Source organism: Streptomyces sp. NPDC048603 (genome assembly GCF_043199475.1).
GTDB lineage: Bacteria > Actinomycetota > Actinomycetes > Streptomycetales > Streptomycetaceae > Streptomyces.
This window is the reverse complement of sequence record NZ_JBICVY010000019.1, coordinates 87,078-107,282: the sequence shown is the minus strand read 5'-3', so window position 1 is coordinate 107,282 and position 20,205 is coordinate 87,078. Positions and strand designations below refer to the sequence as shown.

The 20,205-nt window shown below is 70.8% G+C and carries 18 protein-coding genes; 3 read left to right on the top strand and 15 right to left on the bottom strand.

Annotation, left to right across the window (positions count from 1 at the left end):
* Positions 1 to 318: 318 nt before the first annotated feature.
* On the top strand, positions 319 to 1,764 hold the full coding sequence (locus tag ACGFQ9_RS34980) for a Twin-arginine translocation pathway signal (RefSeq protein WP_393579587.1): 1,446 nt from the start codon (positions 319 to 321) through the stop codon (positions 1,762 to 1,764).
* A gap of 35 nt (positions 1,765 to 1,799) precedes the next feature.
* The gene (locus ACGFQ9_RS34975; RefSeq protein WP_393579585.1) at positions 1,800 to 2,033 is read left to right on the top strand and encodes a DUF397 domain-containing protein; all 234 of its coding nucleotides are present in this window, start codon (positions 1,800 to 1,802) and stop codon (positions 2,031 to 2,033) included.
* Positions 2,034 to 2,126: 93 nt separating this feature from the next.
* Here ACGFQ9_RS34975 and ACGFQ9_RS34970 read toward each other — a convergent pair whose 3' ends face one another.
* The 12 genes from ACGFQ9_RS34970 to ACGFQ9_RS34915 all read right to left on the bottom strand — a co-directional run bounded on the left by ACGFQ9_RS34970 (position 2,127) and on the right by ACGFQ9_RS34915 (position 13,881).
* Positions 2,127 to 5,729, bottom strand: coding sequence for a LysM peptidoglycan-binding domain-containing protein (locus tag ACGFQ9_RS34970; protein WP_393579584.1), 3,603 nt, complete (start codon positions 5,727 to 5,729; stop codon positions 2,127 to 2,129).
* Between the two features lie 7 nt (positions 5,730 to 5,736).
* The gene (locus ACGFQ9_RS34965) at positions 5,737 to 6,195 is read right to left on the bottom strand and encodes a pilus assembly protein TadG-related protein (RefSeq protein WP_393579582.1); all 459 of its coding nucleotides are present in this window, start codon (positions 6,193 to 6,195) and stop codon (positions 5,737 to 5,739) included.
* Positions 6,192 to 6,635 (bottom strand): TadE family protein, encoded by a 444-nt coding sequence (locus ACGFQ9_RS34960; protein ID WP_393579580.1) that lies wholly within the window; start codon positions 6,633 to 6,635, stop codon positions 6,192 to 6,194. The genes ACGFQ9_RS34965 and ACGFQ9_RS34960 overlap by 4 nt, the downstream gene beginning before the upstream one ends.
* Positions 6,632 to 7,054, bottom strand: a complete 423-nt coding sequence (locus tag ACGFQ9_RS34955) for a TadE/TadG family type IV pilus assembly protein (RefSeq protein ID WP_393579579.1) — start codon at positions 7,052 to 7,054, stop codon at positions 6,632 to 6,634. The genes ACGFQ9_RS34960 and ACGFQ9_RS34955 overlap by 4 nt, the downstream gene beginning before the upstream one ends.
* Before the next feature lie 28 nt (positions 7,055 to 7,082).
* The gene (locus tag ACGFQ9_RS34950) at positions 7,083 to 7,268 is read right to left on the bottom strand and encodes a hypothetical protein (RefSeq protein WP_393579578.1); all 186 of its coding nucleotides are present in this window, start codon (positions 7,266 to 7,268) and stop codon (positions 7,083 to 7,085) included.
* Between the two features lie 18 nt (positions 7,269 to 7,286).
* Positions 7,287 to 8,177 carry a type II secretion system F family protein gene (locus tag ACGFQ9_RS34945; protein ID WP_393579576.1) on the bottom strand — a complete coding sequence of 297 codons (891 nt, stop codon included), beginning with the start codon at positions 8,175 to 8,177 and terminating at the stop codon, positions 7,287 to 7,289.
* Positions 8,174 to 9,094: a type II secretion system F family protein gene (locus ACGFQ9_RS34940; RefSeq protein WP_393579575.1), complete on the bottom strand. Its 921-nt coding sequence runs from the start codon at positions 9,092 to 9,094 to the stop codon at positions 8,174 to 8,176. The genes ACGFQ9_RS34945 and ACGFQ9_RS34940 overlap by 4 nt, the downstream gene beginning before the upstream one ends.
* A gap of 139 nt (positions 9,095 to 9,233) precedes the next feature.
* A complete protein-coding gene (locus tag ACGFQ9_RS34935) occupies positions 9,234 to 10,799 on the bottom strand; it encodes a CpaF family protein (RefSeq protein WP_393579573.1) in 1,566 nt (521 codons plus the stop codon).
* A complete protein-coding gene (locus ACGFQ9_RS34930) occupies positions 10,792 to 11,673 on the bottom strand; it encodes a hypothetical protein (protein ID WP_393579572.1) in 882 nt (293 codons plus the stop codon). The genes ACGFQ9_RS34935 and ACGFQ9_RS34930 overlap by 8 nt, the downstream gene beginning before the upstream one ends.
* Entirely contained in the window at positions 11,670 to 12,338 is a 669-nt protein-coding gene (locus tag ACGFQ9_RS34925; RefSeq protein ID WP_393579570.1) for an SAF domain-containing protein, read from the bottom strand. The genes ACGFQ9_RS34930 and ACGFQ9_RS34925 overlap by 4 nt, the downstream gene beginning before the upstream one ends.
* Before the next feature lie 59 nt (positions 12,339 to 12,397).
* On the bottom strand, positions 12,398 to 12,841 hold the full coding sequence (locus tag ACGFQ9_RS34920) for an ATP/GTP-binding protein (RefSeq protein WP_393579624.1): 444 nt from the start codon (positions 12,839 to 12,841) through the stop codon (positions 12,398 to 12,400).
* Between the two features lie 440 nt (positions 12,842 to 13,281).
* Positions 13,282 to 13,881 (bottom strand): hypothetical protein, encoded by a 600-nt coding sequence (locus tag ACGFQ9_RS34915; protein WP_393579568.1) that lies wholly within the window; start codon positions 13,879 to 13,881, stop codon positions 13,282 to 13,284.
* A 1,493-nt stretch (positions 13,882 to 15,374) separates the two neighbouring features.
* On the opposite strand from ACGFQ9_RS34915, the gene ACGFQ9_RS34910 reads away from it, so the two are divergent.
* Positions 15,375 to 16,046, top strand: coding sequence for a winged helix-turn-helix domain-containing protein (locus ACGFQ9_RS34910; protein ID WP_393579567.1), 672 nt, complete (start codon positions 15,375 to 15,377; stop codon positions 16,044 to 16,046).
* 292 nt (positions 16,047 to 16,338) lie between these two features.
* Here the strand turns inward: ACGFQ9_RS34910 and ACGFQ9_RS34905 are convergent, their stop codons facing one another.
* Genes ACGFQ9_RS34905 through ACGFQ9_RS34895 form a run of 3 tightly spaced genes read right to left on the bottom strand, consistent with a single transcriptional unit; the run spans position 16,339 to position 19,930 of the window.
* Positions 16,339 to 17,280 carry a replication-relaxation family protein gene (locus tag ACGFQ9_RS34905; RefSeq protein ID WP_393579565.1) on the bottom strand — a complete coding sequence of 314 codons (942 nt, stop codon included), beginning with the start codon at positions 17,278 to 17,280 and terminating at the stop codon, positions 16,339 to 16,341.
* A 17-nt stretch (positions 17,281 to 17,297) separates the two neighbouring features.
* Positions 17,298 to 19,472: an ATP/GTP-binding protein gene (locus ACGFQ9_RS34900; RefSeq protein ID WP_393579563.1), complete on the bottom strand. Its 2,175-nt coding sequence runs from the start codon at positions 19,470 to 19,472 to the stop codon at positions 17,298 to 17,300.
* A complete protein-coding gene (locus ACGFQ9_RS34895) occupies positions 19,469 to 19,930 on the bottom strand; it encodes a hypothetical protein (RefSeq protein ID WP_393579562.1) in 462 nt (153 codons plus the stop codon). The genes ACGFQ9_RS34900 and ACGFQ9_RS34895 overlap by 4 nt, the downstream gene beginning before the upstream one ends.
* Between the last annotated feature and the right edge of the window lie 275 nt (positions 19,931 to 20,205).

Genomic DNA, 20,205 nt, shown 5'->3' with positions numbered 1-20,205 from the left:
ATCTCGGGGCGGGATGGCACAGGGGCCCGGACCCGGGACCAAGGCCGGGCCCGGGCCCCCGTCACGGGGGACACGCGGGTGCTCAGTGGTCGTAGGACATGACGGGGTCACCCCCCTTCGTCCTCGGGATTCGCTGCCCGGTCGGGCTCGCCTCACCAGATTCCGCCCGTACCTGACCCGCCGTCATTGCCACCGGGTTGAAGGGACATTGCGGGGCACCCGCAATGCGCCGGACAGGCAGTGACCAAGTGGTGTCGCCCTGTCACAGGGGTCGGCTACGGTTGCTGTCCCGATATCCCGCTCCCGCCGGGGGTGCCCATGGCCGCCGCCATCACCCGCTCACGCCGCGCCGCCATCAAGAAGGAGGCAGTCGGCATCCGGATGCGCTGCCAGATCGAACGCCTCGACACCGAACAGACCGCCGCCGAGATTCGCCGTGCCCTGCCCGAGGTGCAGCAGCTGGAGGCCTGGCGGCTCGCGCTGGGCTGGTCTCGTGCCGAGACCATCACCCAGGTCAAGGCCTTGTATGTCGCCGACGGGCTGTTACCGCGAAGCCTGTCCGACCCGATGCTGTGCCGCTGGGAGCACGATCCGGGCGAGCGCCCCGACCGCGAGTACACCGTCATGCTCTGCCGTGCCTACGGCGCCACCCCCGCCCAGCTCGGACTCGGACTCGGCTTCCCCGAACAACTCGTCATGGGACGCGAGTTGTCCACCGTGATCCGGTACGGTCGGCCCGAGACCGACACGTGCAGCGCTGGCGCACGGGAAATGGTGGTGCACATGACCACAGCCGCCGGCCTTCCGGCCGTCCGCGAATCCCTCCAGCTCGCCCTCCTCGCCGACCCCCACGGCAGCGCCGAGGTGGCCGAGCTCGCCGACGCGGCCGTCGAGCACTACGCCCTGACCTACCCCAAGCACCCCGCGTACCTCCTGTTCGAGGAAGTACGGGCCGCCCGCGGCCTGCTCACCGACTGCCTGGTCACCGGCCAGGTCCACGAGCAGATCGCGGGCGGACTGCACCGCAACGTCGGCTGGCTCTCCGCCCTGATGGGCAACTTGGCCTTCCACCTCGACGACCACACCGGCGCCCGCGCACACCTGGCCACCGCCACCGCCTACGGCACCCGCACCGACGACGCCCGGCTGATCGCCTGGGCCCTGGGCGCGCAGAGCATGGTCGCCCGCGCCGAGAACCGCTACGAGACCGCCCTCGCCTACGCCGAGCGGGCCGTCGCCCACGCCCCCGCTGGCCTGCCGAAAGCCCAGGCACACGCCTGGGCGCAGCTGACCTCCCTCGCGGGCCTCGGCCGGGAGCAGGAAGCAGACACCGCGCTCGCCGCGGCCGCCCGCGAGCTCGAAGCCGACCCAGTCGGGTTCGCCCCGGGCCGGTTCGGGTTCGATGCCGCCGAGTACACCCTCCACCAGGCCGAGTCCGCCATCGCCCTCGGCCGCCACGACCGGGCCCGTACCGCCGCCGAAACATCCATCGGGGCCACCGCCCTGGCCACCCCCGGATGGGCTGCGGCCACGCTTGTACTGTCGCAGGCCGAGGCGCCCACCCAGCCGACGGACGCCGCTCAGCGCGCCCTGGACGTCCTCGACCGCGTCCCTACCGCCCGGCTACGCTCGACGTCGCGCGCGCGCCTCGCCCGTCTCGACAAGGTGCTCGCCCACGTACCGGCTACGGGGGTCGCGGACCTCCACGAACGTGTCCGCGATCTCGTCCCTCTGATCGACAACCACGGCAACGCCAGCACCTGACGGACCGAAGACGGCAACCTTTGGGAGGCCCCATCATGACCGGCACCACGAGGCTGTACGCCACCGACCTGCCCGAGGCGGAATGGCACAAGTCGTCGTTCAGCGACGCTGGCGAGCAGTGCGTCGAGATCGCCGACGTCAGGGCCACCCGCGGCTTCATCGCCGTCCGCGACTCGAAGCGGCCGATGGGCCCGGCTATCGCCTTCACGCAGGCTGCCTTCACCGCCTTCCTCCCGCACGCCTCCCACGGACACACCCCCACGGCCTGACCAAGCCACACACGGCCAAGGCCCGGATTCCCCCAGCCCGCAGCGGGGGGAATCCGGGCCTTGCTTGTATGGCGATACCCAGTCGGCTGGCCGTCAGCGGCGGATGACTGGCTTCGGCAGCAGCGTGCTCAGCAGCTGGGCGGTCTCGGCCTCCATGTCCACTCCCCCGCCGAGGCCCTCGTTGATCTTCGCCAACCGCGCGGCGGCTGCACGGAGGGCGTCCACGTCTCCGGCCGCGTGGTGGGCCAGGAAGACCTGCCGGTGCAACATCTCGTTCTCCTCGGCGGCGAGGAGTCCCTGGTGTGCGGCCCAGAGCGCGCCGGCGTAGTCGGTGGCCTCCCGGCGGCGGGTGGACAGCTCGTAGGCGACGTCAGCGATGGCCGAGACCATCTCTTGGACGGCCGGCTCGGCCCAGGCGTAGCGCTGGGGGTCGATCGCGGCGAAAGGCCGGCCGCGGACGAGCGCGAGGGCTCGGCGCAGGGCGAGTTCTCCGTCTTCGTCATGGTGGGCGAGGCCAGTGCGGGCGAAGTTCTGGAATGTCTTCCAGTCGCAGGTGACGGTCTGGGCGAGGCGGTAGCGGCTGTCACCGGTGTGCTGGACCCGCGGGAAGTAGGCGTCGCCGTCGGCGTTCTTGCCGAGCCAGGATCGGGTGCGGCTGATGACGCTGTTGCGCATCTCCTTGTTGACTAGGCGGCCCGGCCAGAGGGCGTCGTCGATGGCGTGGTGGTCGGCGCCGGGGTTGAGCGCGAGGTAGGAGACGAGCTCGACAGCCGCGTTCAGACGGTTGGAGTCGATCCGGCCTGCTGCCCCCTCGACGAGCACTCGCCCGAGAAGGAGAACCGCCGGCGCGCTGCCGTTCGTGGCCTCGCTGCCGTCGGCGTCGTCAACGCTGCGGGTCGGGGCGGGCACCAGCACCGGGACCCGGGCCGGGGCAGGAGCCGGAGCAGGGGCAGGGGCAGGGGCAGGGGCAGGGGCAGGGGCAGGGGCAGGGGCAGGGGCCGAGTTCTCGGCCTTCGGGGCCTCGACCGGTGCGCCTTCCTGCTTGGTCAGCACTGGGGCGGCTTCAGGTGCCGGTTCAGGCGCAGCAGCTGGCGGGGCCGGAACGGGAACGGCGGGCGGGTCGTCAGCGAGGGTCTGGCCGCTGCTGCCGGGCTCGGCCTGGCCGTCGGGAGCCCCGGCCGTGTGGGCTGCGGACTGTACGGGCCCCTCGTCATCGGTGTCGGCCTCTGCCTCGGCCTGGTGCTCGGTCTCCAGCTCCTCCCGCTCGATGTCGGCGTACTCGTCCGGCATGCCGTCCTCGTCGGCACCGGCTGCTGGCTGCGGTGCTTCGTCGTCGCTGGTCTCCTCAGCGTCGTCCGACGGGTCTTCCTCGTCCGCGTCCTTCTGGTCTTGCTCAGTCTGGCGCTCTGCCGCGTCCGCCTGCTCGTCGGTCTCGGGGAGGAGGCCGTCCAGCCACTCGTCTCGCGCGGGGACGTCGGTGTCGGCCGCGGAGAGGGTGAGCAGCTCGATCGCGTCGGCGAAGTGCGGGTCGGTCAGGCCCTGGAGCTTGATTGGCAGGCCGGAGCCGGGCAGGACGATGGTCTCGTCCGGTCCCGCGCAGAGCAGGGTCCAGCCCTCCTCCGGGGCCAGGTCGGCGTTCTCGCTGGCCGTGACGACCGCGCCAGCGACCCGCGGCTGGGCCGTGATCAGGTCGAGCAGAGCCTCGGTCTGGTCTCCTTCGGGGAGCTCGGCGGCGAGGAGGATGTGGGGTGTCCAGGAGCCGCCGGCGTCGTCCTGGAGGCGAGCTGTGCGGAGGGTGGGTGTGCCGAGGGCGGCCAGTGCGCGCCGTTGGTCGGCGGTGTGGCTGGTCAGTTCGGTGACCGCGTCGGCGAGGGTGTCGGTGCGGGCGACGCGTTCGGGGGCTGCCTCGTCGAGGCCTGCGGCGGTGTCGGCGAGCGCGGTGATCTCCAGGTGGCCGGGCAGGGGGGTGCTGGCAAGCTCGACGGCGATGGCTTGGAGGACGTGGCGGGCGTGGTCGGCGTCGCCGTCGAGGTGGAGCACGCCGACGTGTTCCAGGTCGACGAGGACCAGGCGGCCGGCGCTGTCCCAGCCCAGAGAGACCAGGGCCGGGTAGGGGGCGTCGGCGCCCTGGAGGGCGTCGCGGTCGGCGAGGTCGGGGCTGGAGGCAGGGCACGTCCACAGGTCCGTGCGGCCGGCGGCGCCCGAGAAGGGCTTCATCGGCGGGACGTCGGTGTCGAGGTGGAGTTCGACCTTCTGCTCGTGCAGGACGACGGCGGTGAGCACCGGCAGCTCGCGGTCAGCTGTGGCGAGGTTGAGGGCCAGCGTGCGCAGGGCGGCGTCGAGAAGGTCGAAGCCTGCGGGGTGCTGAGCAGCGCGCAGGCCCTGTTCGGTCGTGGCGGCGCTGCCGGTGGGCATGGGGATGCGGCGGCCGGGCTGGCGGCGGCGCTGCTGGAGGATGCGGCGGGTGGCGAGCGTGCCAATAAGGGCGGCAGCGAGGGCGCCGGCTCCCATCCAGACGGCGGCGGGTGCCAGGGTTTCGTCGGCGTCCTGCGCCTGCTGTGCGGTGTCTGCCTTCTGTCCGTTTTGCGCGGGCGCTGGCACGGCGGTGCTCGGCGTGGACGCGGCGGGCGCGGGAGTGGAGGGGTTGGCGGGCTTCGAGGGGGCGGGTGCGGGGGCCGTCGGCGAGGGGGTGTCCTTCGCCGTGTCCGGCTTCGGGGGCGTCTTGGTGTCCGGGGCGGGACGGGTGTCGGGAGCAGGAGTCGGTGCGGTTGCCGTGGGGAGGGTGAGTTCCTGGCCGGGCACGATCAGGTCGGGGTTGTCGAAAGTCCCGCCACCGGGAAGCGGGTTGCCCTTGTTGGCTTCGAAGATCGCGGGCCAGTTCTCGGGGTCGCCGTGGTCGTCGGCGATGGTCCACAGGCTTTCGCCGGGCCGTACGGTGACGTGCTCGGCCTGGGGTGGGGCGGGCTTCGCGTCCGTGGGGCTGGCCTTTGTGGGCTGCTGCGCGGGCGGGATCGTCTCGGGGGAGTCCTGAGTGGGAGGGGTGGCCGGCGTGGCTGGCTTGGCGATGTTGGCGTCGGCGGGGAGCCGGATAACGGCGCCCTTGGGGAGGAACTGGTCGCCAGCGGCGAGCTGGGAGACGCTGGGGTTGAGGGCGGCGATGTCCTTCCAGCGTGGGCCGTTGCCGAGGTACTGCTCCGCCAGGTCCCAGGGGAGCTCGGAGTCTCCGGTGACGGTGTGGGTGGGCCAGGTGTCCTGCTCCGTCGCGGCCGCGGCTGCGGGGGCAGCCGCCATGCTGTTGGTGCCTGTGGTCTGTACGGCGGTCGCCGCGACGGCCGGACCGGTGGTCGCGGCCGAGGCGGCGGTGGGGGCGAGCAGCACGAGGCCGCCGATGAGGAGGCTGGCGAAGCCTTGCATCCCGCCGAGGCCCTTGATCCGCTTCGCCTTGCGGCCGCGGAGCATCGCGACGATCTCGACGAGGGCGGAGAAGGTGAAGGCGGTCCAGCCGATCCAGCCGATGGTCGTGAGCACCGTGAAGAACAGGCGGCCGTCGTCCTGCTGGGTCAGCAGGTCCCATCCGCCGGCGAGGTCGGTGGGCTGGTGGCCGACGGCCAGCAGGACGAGGGGGATGCCGGCGATGAGTGCGGCCAGGACGGCAAGGCCGAGCAGGGCGCGGAGCAGGCGTAGGGGGGTGCTCATGGGGCGGTCAGCCTCCGGCTTGGGTGTGCAGTCGGGCGTGTGCCTTGCCGGACACGCTGATCGTCGACCTGCCGACGAACTGCGCGAACAACGTGGTGTAGGTGTCGTGGACGGTTACTTCGAGGCGCTGGCCGCCGTCGGTGATGGTCACGGTGCCGCTGACGTTCTGGGTGGCGAGGTAGTCCTGGGCGGCAGCGACCGCGGCGTCCGGGTCCACCGTGATCTCGGTGCCCTGGACGGCGGCGGGGACGTTGAGCTGCTGGCCGGCCGCGCGGGCGGCCTCCTGCGCGAGTCCGGTTGCCTTGTTCGTCGCGTTGAGGGCTCCGCCGCCGTCGACCAGCAGTCCCATGATCATGATGATGCCGATGGCGCTGAGCGCGTAGAACGGTGAGAGCGACCCCTGGTCTCCGCCGTGGCGGATCCGGTCTCGCAGGCGGGCGAGTCGGCGGGCGAGGGCGGTGATCACTGGCGGCCCCGGTAGGAGTCGATCGGGCTGGTCCACGACGACCGTAGGGTGCGGGATCCGGGGAGCCCGGGCAGCCCGATCTCGCCGAGTGGAGCGGTGCAGGTGACGGTGACGCGGACGGTGGCCTCCTGGCCGATGTCGAGGCTGTACCCGGAGGTGTCGACCGAGACGCTGGAGGAGGCGCAGTGGATGCCCTCGCCGGTGAGGCTGCGGGTCGCGGCCGCCGCTCCGGCGGCCTGTGCGGCGCCTGCTTCGCGTTCGAGGGAGGCGGCGCGGGCGGCCGCGCGGGCGGCGCCGTCGACGGCGCCGGAGGCGTCGGTGATCCGGCCAAAGCCGATCATCAGCAGCATGAGGGCGATGATGGCCGGGGCGAGGATGACGGTCTCGACGGAGTAGCTTCCCCGGTCCTCGCGCCAGTTGTAGCGCCGGGCCTGCCTCACTGGGCCGCCACCCAGCGCTCGACGGGAGCCTCGGCGCTCTGTACGACGTCCAGTTCGAAGCCGGGGACGAGGGTGGCTACGGTGCCGCGGACGGTGATGCGGATCTGCTCCGGGCCGCTGCCCTCAGTGGAGACGCTCGCCCCGCGGACGCTGCCGTACTTCGTCAGAAGTTCCTGGGCCTGGGCTACGCCATCGCCGGGGCCGGCGCCAAGCTGGCGCCCGGCTTCGACTCCCTGGGTGGCAGCGGAGCGTGCAACGGAGCGGGCGTGGAAGTACAGGCCGGTCTGGATCGCGGCGAAGACCAGAAACAGCACCACGACGGCGAGGACGGCCAGCTCTACGCTGCCCGAGCCTCGATCGCCTTGGTTCCGCAGGCGTGCGCATAGGCACTGCCACCGGTTGCTGACCTGGTCTTTCACGCCTCTTCCTTCCTCCCGGTGGGGTGTTTCAGCCGCTGATGAGCGGGAGCTTGGCGTCGGTGAACGTCTTGATCGCGGCGACTACCGCGATCGCGATGGCGATGACGACTCCGGCGATGACGGCGAGCTCGGCCGAGGTCTGGCCGGCGTCGCCGCCCATCTTCAGGCGCTCCCAGCGGGCGGCGAGGACGGTGGTCAGGGCGCGGATGTGCATGGTGTTCTCCCTTGGGGTTCAGCCGTTGAACATGGTCACGACGGGCGGCAGGATGACGAAGACCAGCATGAGGAGCACGGCAAAGGTCACCGGCAGCACCATGGAGGTCGAAGCCTCGTTGGCCTGGGCTTTGGCATCGGCGAGGATCGCGACGCGCAGCTGGCGGGCCTGGGCCTGGAGGGTGGTGTAGACGGCGGCGCCGTCGCCCGCGAGGGCGAGGGTGTCGGCGGGACGCGTCAGCTCGGGGATGTCGAGCTCCTCGCCTAGCTGCTTGAGGGCGTCCCAAACGGTGACGCCGGCGAGGTCGGCCTCATAGAACGCCTGCCGCATCCGTTCGAAAATCCAGCCGTCGCCCACGTCCGCGGTATCGGTCAGGGCTTGGGCGGCGCCGGAGTTGGCGATGCGGGCCAGGGCGACGCGGTCGAGGTAGGAGGCGGCGGCATGCCGTACGACGAGGCGGGCGGACGCCGCCTCCTTCTTGACCTCTTGGCCGGGCCACAGCCAGAACAGTGCGCCCAGGCCGAGGCCTGCGGCGGCGGGCATCACGAACGGCAGGCTCACCCCCAGCATCGACAGGAGCGCCCCGGCCAGCTGCGGCAGGACCAGCCCGTACAGGGCGAACAGGAACCTCTTGCCGAGGTGTTCGGCGGGGCTGATCCGCAGGAGGTTGAGGTCCCGGACGGGCAGGGTGATCCGCTCGCCGAAGGCGCTGAGGATGCGTGTGCCGACCTTCTCGGGCAGGGACCCGGTGCTGGTGGCGGTGGCCCTGGGCTGGCGGGCGATGTGGTCGGCGTCGAGCCGGTCGAGGACGGAGGCGAGGTCGGGCCGCGCGGGCCACAGGGCGCGGATGGCCAGGCCGGTGAAGGCGCCGGCGGCTGCGGCGGGCAGGACCGCTTCCATGGGGATCATCGGGCAGCTCCCGTCGCGGGGGCCGGCTCGGCCGGGTTCAGGGGGTTGAGGAGACGGGGGTCCGGCTTGGTGGCAGCTGCGCGTCGCAGCCAGGACAGTGTCCAGGCGAAGAGCCCGCCGAGGATGGCGAGGGCGATCTGCCCCATGCCGCTCTGGTACCAGGCGGACCAGGCTTCGTTGAGCATGCAGCCGACGAAGACGATGCAGATCACGATCGAGACGATGCGGCTGGACTTGCGGATCTTGGCGCGGTCGGACTCGATGTCGCGGGCGTCAGCGGCCTGCTGGTGGATCGTCACCGCGAGGGCCTCCAGGGCCGAGCTGAGGCCGGGGCCCATGTTCGCCGCGTGGGACTGGAACAGGAGCGCGACGTGGTCCACGACGCCGTCGGCGAGTTCGTCGGCGAACAGGGCGAACGCCTGTTTGGCGTCCATGCCGGAGCGCAGCCGTTCATCGAGGGCCCGGACGTTGGCGGCGATGGGTGCGGGGGCGTTGCGGGCGCTGGCGCGGATGGTCTGGACGAGGCTGATGCCCGCGGTGTGGATGCCGGCCAGGCCGTTGAGCCACTGCCCGATCGCCTCCAGGCGCTCGATGCGCTGCTCGGCGGCGGTGCCGGGGTTGAGGAGGAAGGGGAAGCCGAGGACGGCGGCGCCCGCGAGGAAGCCGTGGACGGGCCACCCGGTCCAGGCCCATACCGCGAGGACGGTGATAGCGGCGGTGGTAACCAGGGCGCGCCAGCGGTGCTGCCAAGCCTCGGGCAGGCTGGCCTTCGCAGCGCGGATCCGGCTGGCACGGCGGGAGGCGGGCTTCGCCGGGTCCATGACGCGTCCGCGCCACTCGCGTACGGCTACGAGACCGGCGAGGACCATGGCCAGGGCGCACAGCGCGGCGACGAGGGCGAGCTGCGAGGAGTTCACCGGGCCTCCCGGGTCGTCGGTGCGGGCAGTGGCTGTGAAGCCACCAACGGAGCAGGCCAGCGAGGAGCATGGCCGTCCCCGTGATGGCGGCGACGTAGGCCCTTTCGCGGATTGCGGGGCGTGCAGTGCATCAGGTTGGTCATCGGGGCTTCACCACCTGCAGGGCCGGGCCCCAGGCGCCCTCGGGGTTGTGGGTCAGCCACCGGCGGTCAAAGGTGCCGGTGCGTTCGAGGAGGTCTATGAAGCTGGGCATGTTGCGGTACACCGCGCGGGGTTCGTCGCCGTGGGGTGCGAAGAGTTCGCTGGTGGTGGGGCGGCCGCCCTCGCCGACGACGTCGTGGACCTCGTAGATGTGGGAGACGAAGCGGTGTTTGCGGCCCCCGATCGCGGTCTCGTCCAAGTAGGTGAGGTAGACGACCACGTCGATCGCGGAGGCGATCAGGTGGTTCGCGGCCTCGGTCTGCATGCCGGCTTCGGTGCACAGCTGCACGAGGCGGGAGATGATCGCGTGGGGGCGGCGGACGTGCAGGGTGCACATCGAGCCGGAGCCGCCCGCGGACATGGCCTGGAGCATGGGCAGGACCTCGGTGGAGCGGACCTCGCCGACGATCACGCGGTGGACGTTGTAGCGCAGGGCCGTGGGGAACATGTCGCCGATGGTGACCTCGCCCGCGCCTCCGCCGCCGCGTACCTCGCCGTTGGACTGGCGGGCCTCGAAAGCGAACGTGAGCGGGCCCGGCTTGTCCGCCGGCCCGGGCTCGTCGAGGTAGAGCTCTCGGTCGGACTCCAGGGTGGCGATGCGCTCCCCGGGCGGGATTTCCCGGCCCAGGGCGCGCAGCAGGCTGGTCTTGCCCGCGCCCATGTCGCCGACGACCAGGATGTTGAGTTTCGCCTGGACACACGCTTGCAGGAATGCCCGCAGCAGCGGGTTGATCGAGCCCCACTGGACGAGCTCGTCGATCCCGTGCTGGCGGATGCGGTGCTTTCGGATGACCACCGACGGGCGGGTGGTGAGCAGGCTCGCGGTGACGCGGGACCCGTCGGGCATGCGGAAGCCCACGTTCGGGGTGGCCGGGGTCAGGGCGCGCTCGCCGTGCCCTGACAGGCCCGCCATCCGGTTGACCCAGGTGATCAGTTCCGCGTGCGAGTCGGCGACCCGCTCGATGGTGCGGCGGGGCCGGTCGTAGTACTCGATGTGCGCGCGGAGCCCGTCGACCATGACGTCCTCAACGCCCTGCTCGTCGAGGAGGCCCTGGAGGCGGCCGCCGCGGAACATCGCGTCGAACACGGCCGCTCCGACGGCGTGTTCTTCGGCCGCCGACAGCGCGGGCCTGCCGTGCGCGTACTTCGTGGCCCACAGCGCGACGGCTTTCGTCACCATGGAGCGAGCCTGGGCCCGCCGGTCATCCTCTTCGAGCAGGCGGCTGGGATCGTGGGCTGACAGCTCGGCGGACACCTCGGCCTGGAGCGCCTCGATCACCTCCCAGCCCACCGGCAGCTGGCCGGGCAGCCCTGCCAGCTTCGGGACGGCTCCCGGGCTGGCGGCCGGCGCCGGGCCGGCGGGGGCCGGCAGAGCAGGCGCCGGTACGGGTGCGGCCGCGGGCTGGGGGATCCGGGTCGGGCTGATGCGGCCGGTGAGCAGGCCGGCGATGTCGGCGGGGCCGTGCGCGGTCGCGCCGTTGGGGCGCTGCTGGGTGTCAGACACGGGGGTCCGCCCCTCCGTGGCCCAGGCGCTGGAGCACCCCGGCGATCTGCGGGGCGGCCGGTGCCGGGAGGGCGGGCGGGTATTGCTGGTGCAGCGCCCGGCGGGAGGCGGCCGCCTGCAGGTGGCCGAGGGCGGTGCGGGCGGAGCTCAAGAGCGCGGACTTGTTCAGTTTCCGCGGGGCTCGGGCGGAGCCGGCCAGATAGGCGGCGGTGTCCGGTTCCCAGGGCAGCGCGGCCATGACCGGCAGGCCCAGCGCGGTGGCGACTTCGTGTGCGCGGTGGGGGCCGTCCTCGATGAGGAGGACGCCCAGTGCGTCGGCGCCGGTGCCGCGGTCGGTGAGCTCGTTGCGCAGCGGTTCGGTCATGTGCCGGGCCAGGGTGAGGGACTGGTCGGTGGCGCGTACGACGAGCAGGACCAGGTCGGCGCCTTGGAGGAGCGGTGCGGGGGTGAGGGTGGGGTGGAGGTGGCCGGACTCCAGGGCCAGGCGGCCGGCGTCGATGACGACGTCGTAGCCGCCCTCGTCCGACAGCACCCGCATCACCTGGGCCAGCGCGGGCCAGGTGCGTGCCAGGGCGGGGGCCTGGGCGGGGTCGGTCAGGCCGGGCAGGACCTGGCGGTGGCCAGCCGCGTCGAGGCGGACGAGGTGGCTGGCGAAGGCCTGCGCGAGGGCGTCCTCGCCGGCGCGTTCGGCGACGGCGAGGTGGTAGAGGCCGGTCGCGGCCGTGATCTGGGTCTGGAAGAAGCCGGCGCGCAGGGTGCCGCCAGCCGGATCGCACTCGGCCAGCAGTGAGGGCCGCGTGGAGGACAGGCTCATGGCGAGGGCGCTGGTGGTCACACCGCACGACTTCGCGCTCACCAGCGCGGTGACGGTCACGATCGGCTCCGGACGTCGCGGACCAGGGCGACCCGGCCGGACGAGGCGCGGGTGGCCAGCAGCGGCCCGTCCGAGGGCGAGACCGCCAGGTTGACGACGACGGCGCCGGACGCGTCGGGCCGGCTGACGGAGACGACGACCGCTTTGACCGACGTGGGCGGGGCCTCGGCGCCGTCCTTGCCGGTGGGCTGCTCGCCCTGGCCAGGAACGGTGACCGCGAGGACCTTGTCTCCAGGCACGAGGGAGCCCGCGGGGGCCTGGCCGCGCTTGACCTGCACGCCGACCTGCTGCTTGTCGTCACCGAGGCCGGTCCCGGGCTGGAGCTGGCTGGCGACCAGGAGGCTGCCCTTGCGCAGGTCAACGGCGGGGCGCTTGCCCACAACCGTCGCGCGGCCGGTGGCGGGCATCGGGGTCAGGGCGGAGTCGGAGGAGACCTCCGCGACGATGATGTCCGCGTCGGTCAGCGGCTGACCGGCCGGGACGTCGTTCGCAACGGCCAGGACCTTCGTACGGTCGCCGACGGCGGACACTGCGGCAGCCGCGCCGAGGGCGGCCGCGACGGCCAGCACGGTGCTCAGGGCGGCTGCGGCGTACCGGCGCTGCTTCTTCACCGGGGCCGCGATGGTGATGGGGAGCTCGGAGCGCGGGCCAGCGGGACGTGGCACCGGGGGCGCGACAGGGGAATCCATTGGGGGAACTGCCTCTCGGGGAAGTGCAAGCAGTGCTAGTTGAGGACCTGGACCTCAGCGACGGTGATGTCCACCGCGCTGGTGCGGACCTCGGTGAGCTGTCCGGCCTGGGCGCCGCCGGTGACCTGCCAGTCAATGGACCAGGTAGACGTCGCGGTGACGTGGTACTTGCCGGAGCCTGTGGTGGAGGAGGGCTTGTTGTAGCGGTGGCCGCAGTCCGGGGACGGCTTCTTCCCGTACTCCGGCTTGTAGGGCGTGCCGGCCGTTGTGCAGCTGACGGTGTGTCCGTCGCCCATGTTCCACACGATCTTCGACACCCGGGCAGTGGCTGTCACCGACACCGGCCCGATCGACGCAGAAGCCACGTTCGGCCCGTACGTCTCCGGTCCCGTCGCCGTCCACATGTAGACCGGCATGCCGACCACGCCCTTGCCGCCTGGCTTCGGTGTGATGCCGATCTCGGCGCCACGCAGGAGCATCTTGTCCACCGCCTGGCGAGCGACAACTGCAGGGTCAATCACAGGGCCGCTGCCATCTGGTGGCGCCGTGGTCAGGACTGTCCTCACCCTGAGGCCGGTCTCGATATCGTGGCACGCCTCGAAGTACATAAAGACTCCGGGCTTCCTGCCGCCAGGGCCCCACACCTCGCTGTCATCGGGCGGTTGCGGGTCGGCCAGGGTGTAGGTGCAGGTGTAGCGGCTGTCGCCACCACCTGTGTCACCCCCTCCGCCACCACCTCCGCCGCCGCCCCGACCACCTCCGCCGCCGTCACTTGGCGGGCGAACTCCGCCCCGGTCGCCGGGCGTTTCGACACCCGGACAGACAAAATCGGTCTCGCACGTGGAGCCTGCCGCAGCAGCCGTTGCCGGCAGGGCGAGCGAGGCCGCGAGGGAGAGCGCGATAGCGGCGAACCGGCGGGCTAGCACGGCTGGTCCGCGTGAAGGTCGTACTTGAGGACCTTCCAGGAACCGTCCCAGCGCTCCAGGAGGCTGGTGATGACGTACTTGGTCACGGGGTTGCTTGCCATGGGTGCCGGTTTCCCGGTCTGCTTGTCGGTGATCTGCCACTTGGACACGTCCAGGCAGCTGGAGACGGAGACGTTCGGGGTCTTCTTCTCCAGCTCTGCCGCGGTCACGGTGGAATTGGAGACGACTGGCTCCCCGGTCATGATCCGGCCGTTCTTCTTCAGATTTGTGACTGTCGCCTCGGCCTTGGTGAGTGCCTCGGCAGCGGCATATCGCTTCAGGTCTGTACCTTCGATGGCCGGAACCGCGAAGGCCTTGGGCAGTTCTGTCCAGTACGCCTTATAGGCAGTGAGAGCGTCCGTTTTCGCGACCTCAGACGGATCGATCGGCGCCGACTTGCTCGGTGCGGCCGAAACGGACAGCTGCGGGGCCTTGTCCTTCTCACTGGCGGAGTCACTCGACGAGGTACAGGCCGCGGTGAGGGCCACGCAGAGGGCTAGATATGCAGGGACTGCCCAGCCGCCGTTCCAGCCAAGCTCATTGAGTCGTGCCATGGGTACCGCTGCCTCCCCGTAGACCAGAAAGCCATCGCGACCGGTGCAGGCGATTGCTGCCTGTTTCTCGCAACGTTATCCACAACCGTGACATGCGACCGGGCTCGTCCCATACGTTACGCAGCGGCAGCCAATATAGAAAGCCGTTAGTGCAGTTCACGGCGATGGAGCGGGTACAAAACGGGCGTTTCGACACCCGTGCGGGAGCTCATCGGAATTCAGTCCGAGGGGTGGGATGCCAAGGGTCCGGAACGCCCAGCCCCACGCTCTTCCCGGCAAGCGGGAATGTCGATTCATCTGCACTTCGGACTCAGATCGAAGAGTGGCCAAATATCGAAGCCTGAATGACCGAAAGCAATCGCTGGTGGCGATAAGAGACCCGGGATCGCGAGCCTCCCAACTCCGCTCGGGGTGTCCGTGGAACACGCGTGGCAACCCCATCCGGCCTCCTCCCGATCTCGGACAGCGCATCCACTGCCCGGAGGACTGAACTGCGTCGGGAGAAAATGCAATCAGCTTGTGGAGCGCGTGGTCTCCATTCGGCCCCGGGGGTAGGGCCACCCACTTCCCACCGGTGCTGGTCGCCGAGGGGTTCGAGCGAACCCGGCGCGCGGTCGGCCAGCGGTACTTCGCTCCATCCAGATGCACTCCTCGCTACAGCTTGCTCGATCCACCTCCGCCCGCCTCAGCCCACGAGAGCAACCGCAGTGGCGGTATCCCTGCTCACAGACAGTGGGTAAGGCCTTCACACGGTCGAAGATCAGCCCCTGTTCCAGGGGCAACTGGCCAGTGGAGGGCCCCCTAGGGCCCGGAGCGGTGCGGGGGCGACCGTCAGGGAGGCCGCGCAGGCCAGGCGGCAGTGGCTGGTCCAGCGCAGCCGAAAGGCGCTGGCGGGGGGTCCGGGGGCGAGGAGCCCCCGGCAGGGGGTGCAGGGGCACAGCCCTTGCTGGGGGTCCGGGGGCTAGCCCCCGAGGCAAGGCCGGTCCAGCGCGGCCTAGGCGCTGGCGGGGGGTCCGGGGGGCTGGCCCCCCGGTATCGGGCCGGAGGTCCGATGTGGAAGGTGAACCTGAGCTTGATCGACGGCTTGAGCTTGGTGGGTGGTCGGCTGATGTCGCTGCGGAAGTCCTGGGGAAGTCGGCGGCTGGACTCCAAGCTGGGGGTTCCTCCTCGATACGTATAGAGGGCGCAGCCACCGCAGGTCTCTGACCTGCGGAAATGCACCCAATGAGCGAACCCTGGGATGCCGATATCGGCATCCCAGGGTTCCATATCGGCATCCTAGGATGCCGATAGATGTCGCAGATAGTCATGTCGCTCTGCGACATCGAACGAACCTGAGGGTTCCTTCGGTTCTGTCGCACGGCATGAGGCTCCGGCTGATCTGACCTTCGGCGCACCCGAAGGAACGCTGAGGTTCCTTCCCTGACCCGAGGCGACATGTCGCCAGTGGTCAGGGAAGGAATCGCCGGGTTCGCTCAATTACCGTTGCCGACATGTCGTCTGCCGTAAGATCGGGGCGTTCATTCAGCACAGGTCAGGGGTCGGTAGTGCCAAGAGAAGTGCGCGGGGCCCGCGATGTGTTCAACCGGGCCACCGGTGAGGTGTACGAGTTGCTGGAGCCGGTGGATCCACCGGCTCCTCGTCGCATCTCATACAACCTGGGCGGCCGGCATGGACAGTTCTCCATCCCGCGGGTCATGGAGATGCTGAACAAGGAGTCCGGCCTCACCGGCGATGCGATTCGGGTGTTCCTCTTCTGTGGCATCAGGGCCTTCGAGAAGGGCGGGGCCACGGCGAACGAAGCCGCGGACCACCTGGGCCTGACACCCCAGGCCACTCGGCGGATCGCGAAGATGCTCGCAGAGCACAAGTGCCTGCTGGTGGCAGAGCGGGTCGGGCGGACCATCAAGTACCGCGCGAGTCCGCACATCATCTCCAGCCTTTCAGGGGAGGAACAGGCGCAGGAAGCTGCGGCCTACCACCTGCCGACCGTGCCGGGGCGACCCGCTACCAAGAAGGACAAGACCAATGCCTCGCCATCTGTACCCGGAGCTCGAAGCGCTCGCGCAGCGCATAAGCGAACTGCCGCACCTGAAGCAGAACGTGCTGATGAGGTACGCGATCCTGGGGGGCCTGGAGACTTCCGTCGAGAAGACTGCGGCTGAGCTCGCTGAGATGGCCGGCGTGCCCGCACCACACTTCTCGAAGGCACGCCGGGAGCTCGAAGCAGACGGGTGGTTGGAGTTCACCCACAAGGAAGGCCAGGTGAAGTTCTTCCGCCTCGGCGAGAGAGCAACCGGCCGCGAGGTCGTGGTTCCCCTGCACAGGATCACGGGCTAGGCCAGCGGGTCGGGCCGCTGAGCCACTCCGCAGAGCAGCCCATCGCACTGCGCTCTACGGGAAAGATGCACGTTTCGAGGGGTGGGAGGCGTAGACCTCCCACCCCTCTCGTGCGTGTCAGGCTGCTGCGGCGGCGGGACTGCGGATCCAGGCGTCCACCGGCTGGGCCGGTCCGAGAACTGGCGTGAAGACCGCCTCGAAGGGGCCCCGGGCACGGAGCTGGTCGAGGGTGGTGACACCGGCACGCAGCGGGGTGGAGGCAAGTGCGGGGTCGCTGGCGGCGAGGCTGCGGAGGTCGGCGGTACGGCGGGCGAGGCGGTCCTCAGAGGCTCCGGTCAGTACGAGCAGGAGTCGGGGGAACGCCGGGTACCGGTAGCGCCAGGCCGGCATCGCGGCCTGGCGCCGGGGCCCACGGGTGCCCTTGGGTGTCTGGGGCTGGGGCGCGTACTCGTGGTAGGCGGCGTAGGCGTGGAGCTTCTGGGCGAGGCGGGCGATCGTCATCTGGGTGCGGTCGACCTCGACGAAGAACGTGAGCAGGGTGCGCTGCTTGTCCCGGGTGTGGACGTAGCTGAGAACGGCGTCGGGGACGAGGCACAGCTCCTCTCCCGGGCGGGCTTCGTCGCGGTAGTAGTGGGCGATCTCGGGTGACCAGTCCAGGGGGCCGCACTCGTGGCCGAGTCGGCGGGCGTGCTCGACAAAGGCGGCTCCGGCTTCGACGACCGCAAGGGTGTGCTCTTGGAGCGGGCCGAGGGCGGCCTCCGGGCTCATCCGGTAGGCGCGGGGCTGGAGCAGGCCGACAGCCTCGACCGCCTGGGCCCCCTTCTCTGTGAGCCACCACAGCAGTTCGGTCTGGCCGGTGCTGCGGCGTCCTACGGCTTCGGCGAAGCCGGCCTGGCGGAGGGTGTGGAGCTGGCGGCGCAGGTACTCGGTGCGGGTTTGGTGCGGGGTGACGAGCCGGTGGAGCTGTCGTGTGGAGACGAGGCGGTGCTGGTAGAGGACCTGGGCAGCCTGCTGGGCGACCTGGCCCAGCCCGGTGGGGGTGGACTGCGGGTATGGCATGGGAGCTCCCCTTTCTTCTAGTCGATGACGCTGGTGGGGTCGCCGGCGCTCGGGGCGCCGGGGCGCCGGCCGGTGTGGTGGGCGAGGACGACGGCGTCGAGCTCTTCCAGGTCGGCGAGGATGTCGCCGAGCGGGCGGCGGTTGAGGTTGCTGTCGATCGCCTGGTCGATGTCGGGGACGCCGGCCGGGTTGTTGTAGTGCGCGAAGACTTCGTCCACGGGCAGGCCGCGGACCCGGAAGGGCGTGGTACGGGCGCCGTTGAGGTTCACGGACATCACGTAGTGGTACTTCGGGAGTTCGGTGATCGTCTCCGGGCTGACGTGCCCGTTCCATCGCTTCGCAACGAAGGCGGCCTCGTCGTAGTCCGCGGCGCAGGTGCTCAGCCAGCTCTGGTTCTGAAGCAGGGCCTGGCGTGTGATGGCGGAGAGCCGGAGCGCCATCTGCGTCATGCCGATGAAGCGCACCTCGTACTTGCGCAGCTGCTCGGCGATGGCGGCGAGGAAGCCCTTGCTGCTGCTGTCGAGGGCGGTGAGCTCGTCGCCCCAGGCCCAGAAGGTCTTGCGCTGCTCGCGCGGGGTGTCCTGCCGGGAGAGGCCAGCGCGGTGGAGATCGTGGATAAGGAGGCAGCTGACCAGAGCGTCGCTCTCGCTGCCGGACGGGCAGACGAACACCACCTTCGAGGTGTCCATCGCGTGGCGGACGTCGTACGCGGAGCGGGGGCTGCCGAAGAAGCCCTGGAGGCTCTGGCTGGTGTCGAGGCGGTCGATGGCGTAGGTGACGGTGGGGACCGCGTCCGGGCCGAGCTTGGGAAAGGTGGTCTCCCAGTACGCGCGGACGCGGTCCGGGAGCTTGGGCAGGAGCCGCTCACGCCAGTCCTCGTCGGTGAGCCAGCTGCGCAGTTGGAACAGTGTGCACTGCGCCTCGGCGTGGCCTGCCTGGACGGCCTGGAGGTTGAGCAGGGCCAGCGCCTGGGAGGCTCGGGCAAGGATGGTCCGGGCGCGAGGAGCGTTGTCGCCCCAGTCCTGCGCCGCAGCGATGCCCTCGGTGACGGAGCGGACGATGTCCTGGACGTCGGAGAGGGTGCGGCCCTCCATCGACAGGGGGTTCCAGGAGACGACGGGCTGGTCCGGGTCGGCCTTGGCGAGGTTGATCTCCCAGAGCCGGTCGGTGATCTCAGGGTGCGCGAGGTATGGCTTTGCCCTCATCCAGCCCTCGCCGTGCGGGTCGAGGAACCAGCAGCCGTAGCCGGAGTGGGCCATCGCGATGCACTGGACCAGGGCTTCCTCCGTCTTGCCGTGGCCGGCCTTGCCGAGCTGGAGGCCGAAGAGGAGGTCCTGCACACGAGCGGCGGCGATCCGCTCGCGGCCGTCGGGGTAGACGACGGCGCCGAGCGGGATCAGGTCACGCTGACCGGTGTAGACGGGGAGGTCGGCCGGGGCCGGCGGGACGAGGCCACCGGAGCGCACCACGCTGGAGGCTGTGCACTTCACCGTGGGCGGCTTGAGCCAGCCGACGAGCTCGGGCACGGTCAGCCACTGTCGGCGCATGGGGGCGAACTCGCCCGTGGCGAACCGGCGCTCGAACCTTCCAAGGGACCAGCGCCGGGGCCTGTGGGCCTTGAGGTAGTTCTCCCCCGACGTCATCGACAGCGCGGCGATCAGCTGGTGCATCCGCGCCAGGGCAAGCTGCGGGTGGGCGGCTTCGGTGCGCAGCAGGATCTGCACGGCGAACACCGCCCCGGCGGCGGGTTCTAGCTTGCCGACGCCGTCGCGCAGGTCGGTCTGCCGCGGGATCCGCTCGGATCGGCTGAAGGCCCCGGCGCCGCCGGACCAGGCAGAGGTCATTGCCCCCCAGAATCCTCCCCCGCCGAGGCCGCCGGTGAGGCGCTCGCCGTACGCGGACGGGCCCCGGCGGGCGGCCCGGGCCATCAGGCGGCGCCGGCGGCGGGCCAGGCGGCGTTCTGAGACGGGGACCAGGTCAAAGACTGCCTCGGCTTTCTCCCCGTCCTCGGTGCGGACCGAGGACATGGCTGCGGCCAGCTGCTGGAGGGGGTCCGGGTTCAGGCCGAGCGAGGCAAGGGCCTTGTAGTCGGGCAGGCCCAGGGTCAGCTCGGCGCGCTGCACGTACTGGCGGCCGCTCGCCTGGGCGGTGGGCGTCTTCGCCAGCTTGGAGAGGGAGATGACAGCGGTCACGGCGTGCCGCCCGGGCCGCTGAAGCGGACCGGGCGGATTTCGCTCTGGCCGTGGTGGGTTCGGACTTCGACCTCGGCGAAGCCCGGCATGGCCAGGATCGCGGCCGCGGCCGCCGGGCCTTCGATGTAGCACCGCATCTTGCCGTCCACGGCGGTGTACCGCAGGCGCACCGCGGAACCGCGGGCCGGGACACCGGCGGCGGCATAGTGCACCCGGCCGAGCTGGCGGGCCCAGCGGCCCACCTCGCCTTCACCGGGATCGAACGTGGCCGTCGGGATCGCCTCGACCTGGACCCGGTCGGCGAGCGCTTCCCTGACGAGCGCCGCGCGCCGGATCGTCCACCACACCCAGACAGCCGTCCCCAGGAGGCTGAGAGCGAGGAGGTACGGGGCGGCCGCGCCCAGGATGGCCAGAAGGTGGGCGAGCAGCTCGTTGACGGGCAGGGCCGAGAAACTCATGTTGGCCAGTCCAGGGCCGGCCGGGACGGGATGGTGTGCTGCACGGTGCCTCCAGGACAGCTGAGAAGAAGCCTTCACCTGGACTAAGTAGGAATCCGGGGCCAGTTCAGACACCACGCCCGAATGCTTTACCAGCACTTTGCGGATGAGGTGGGTGCCCCGATTCAGGACGCGTTTGCGGAGCAGGGGGAAATGCCCCTCAGCATCCCGGAACCACTGCTGACCGCAGAGACCGTCAGATCGAGGAGCAGGCTCCGCTGATGGCACGCATGGCC

Excerpts from the sequence above, each read along its gene's own strand:
- ACGFQ9_RS34970 (WP_393579584.1), bottom strand. The coding sequence starts at position 5,729 with ATGAGCACCCCCCTACGCCTGCTCCGCGCCCTGCTCGGCCTTGCCGTC.
- ACGFQ9_RS34895 (WP_393579562.1), bottom strand. The coding sequence starts at position 19,930 with ATGAGTTTCTCGGCCCTGCCCGTCAACGAGCTGCTCGCCCACCTTCTG.
- ACGFQ9_RS34920 (WP_393579624.1), bottom strand. The coding sequence starts at position 12,841 with ATGCTCCTGCGTGGCGCCGAGATCGGCATCACACCGAAGCCAGGCGGC.
- ACGFQ9_RS34975 (WP_393579585.1), top strand. The coding sequence starts at position 1,800 with ATGACCGGCACCACGAGGCTGTACGCCACCGACCTGCCCGAGGCGGAA.
- ACGFQ9_RS34910 (WP_393579567.1), top strand. The coding sequence starts at position 15,375 with ATGTCGTCTGCCGTAAGATCGGGGCGTTCATTCAGCACAGGTCAGGGG.
- ACGFQ9_RS34905 (WP_393579565.1), bottom strand. The coding sequence starts at position 17,280 with ATGCCATACCCGCAGTCCACCCCCACCGGGCTGGGCCAGGTCGCCCAG.
- ACGFQ9_RS34945 (WP_393579576.1), bottom strand. The coding sequence starts at position 8,177 with ATGATCCCCATGGAAGCGGTCCTGCCCGCCGCAGCCGCCGGCGCCTTC.
- ACGFQ9_RS34980 (WP_393579587.1), top strand. The coding sequence starts at position 319 with ATGGCCGCCGCCATCACCCGCTCACGCCGCGCCGCCATCAAGAAGGAG.
- ACGFQ9_RS34950 (WP_393579578.1), bottom strand. The coding sequence starts at position 7,268 with ATGCACATCCGCGCCCTGACCACCGTCCTCGCCGCCCGCTGGGAGCGC.
- ACGFQ9_RS34915 (WP_393579568.1), bottom strand. The coding sequence starts at position 13,881 with ATGGCACGACTCAATGAGCTTGGCTGGAACGGCGGCTGGGCAGTCCCT.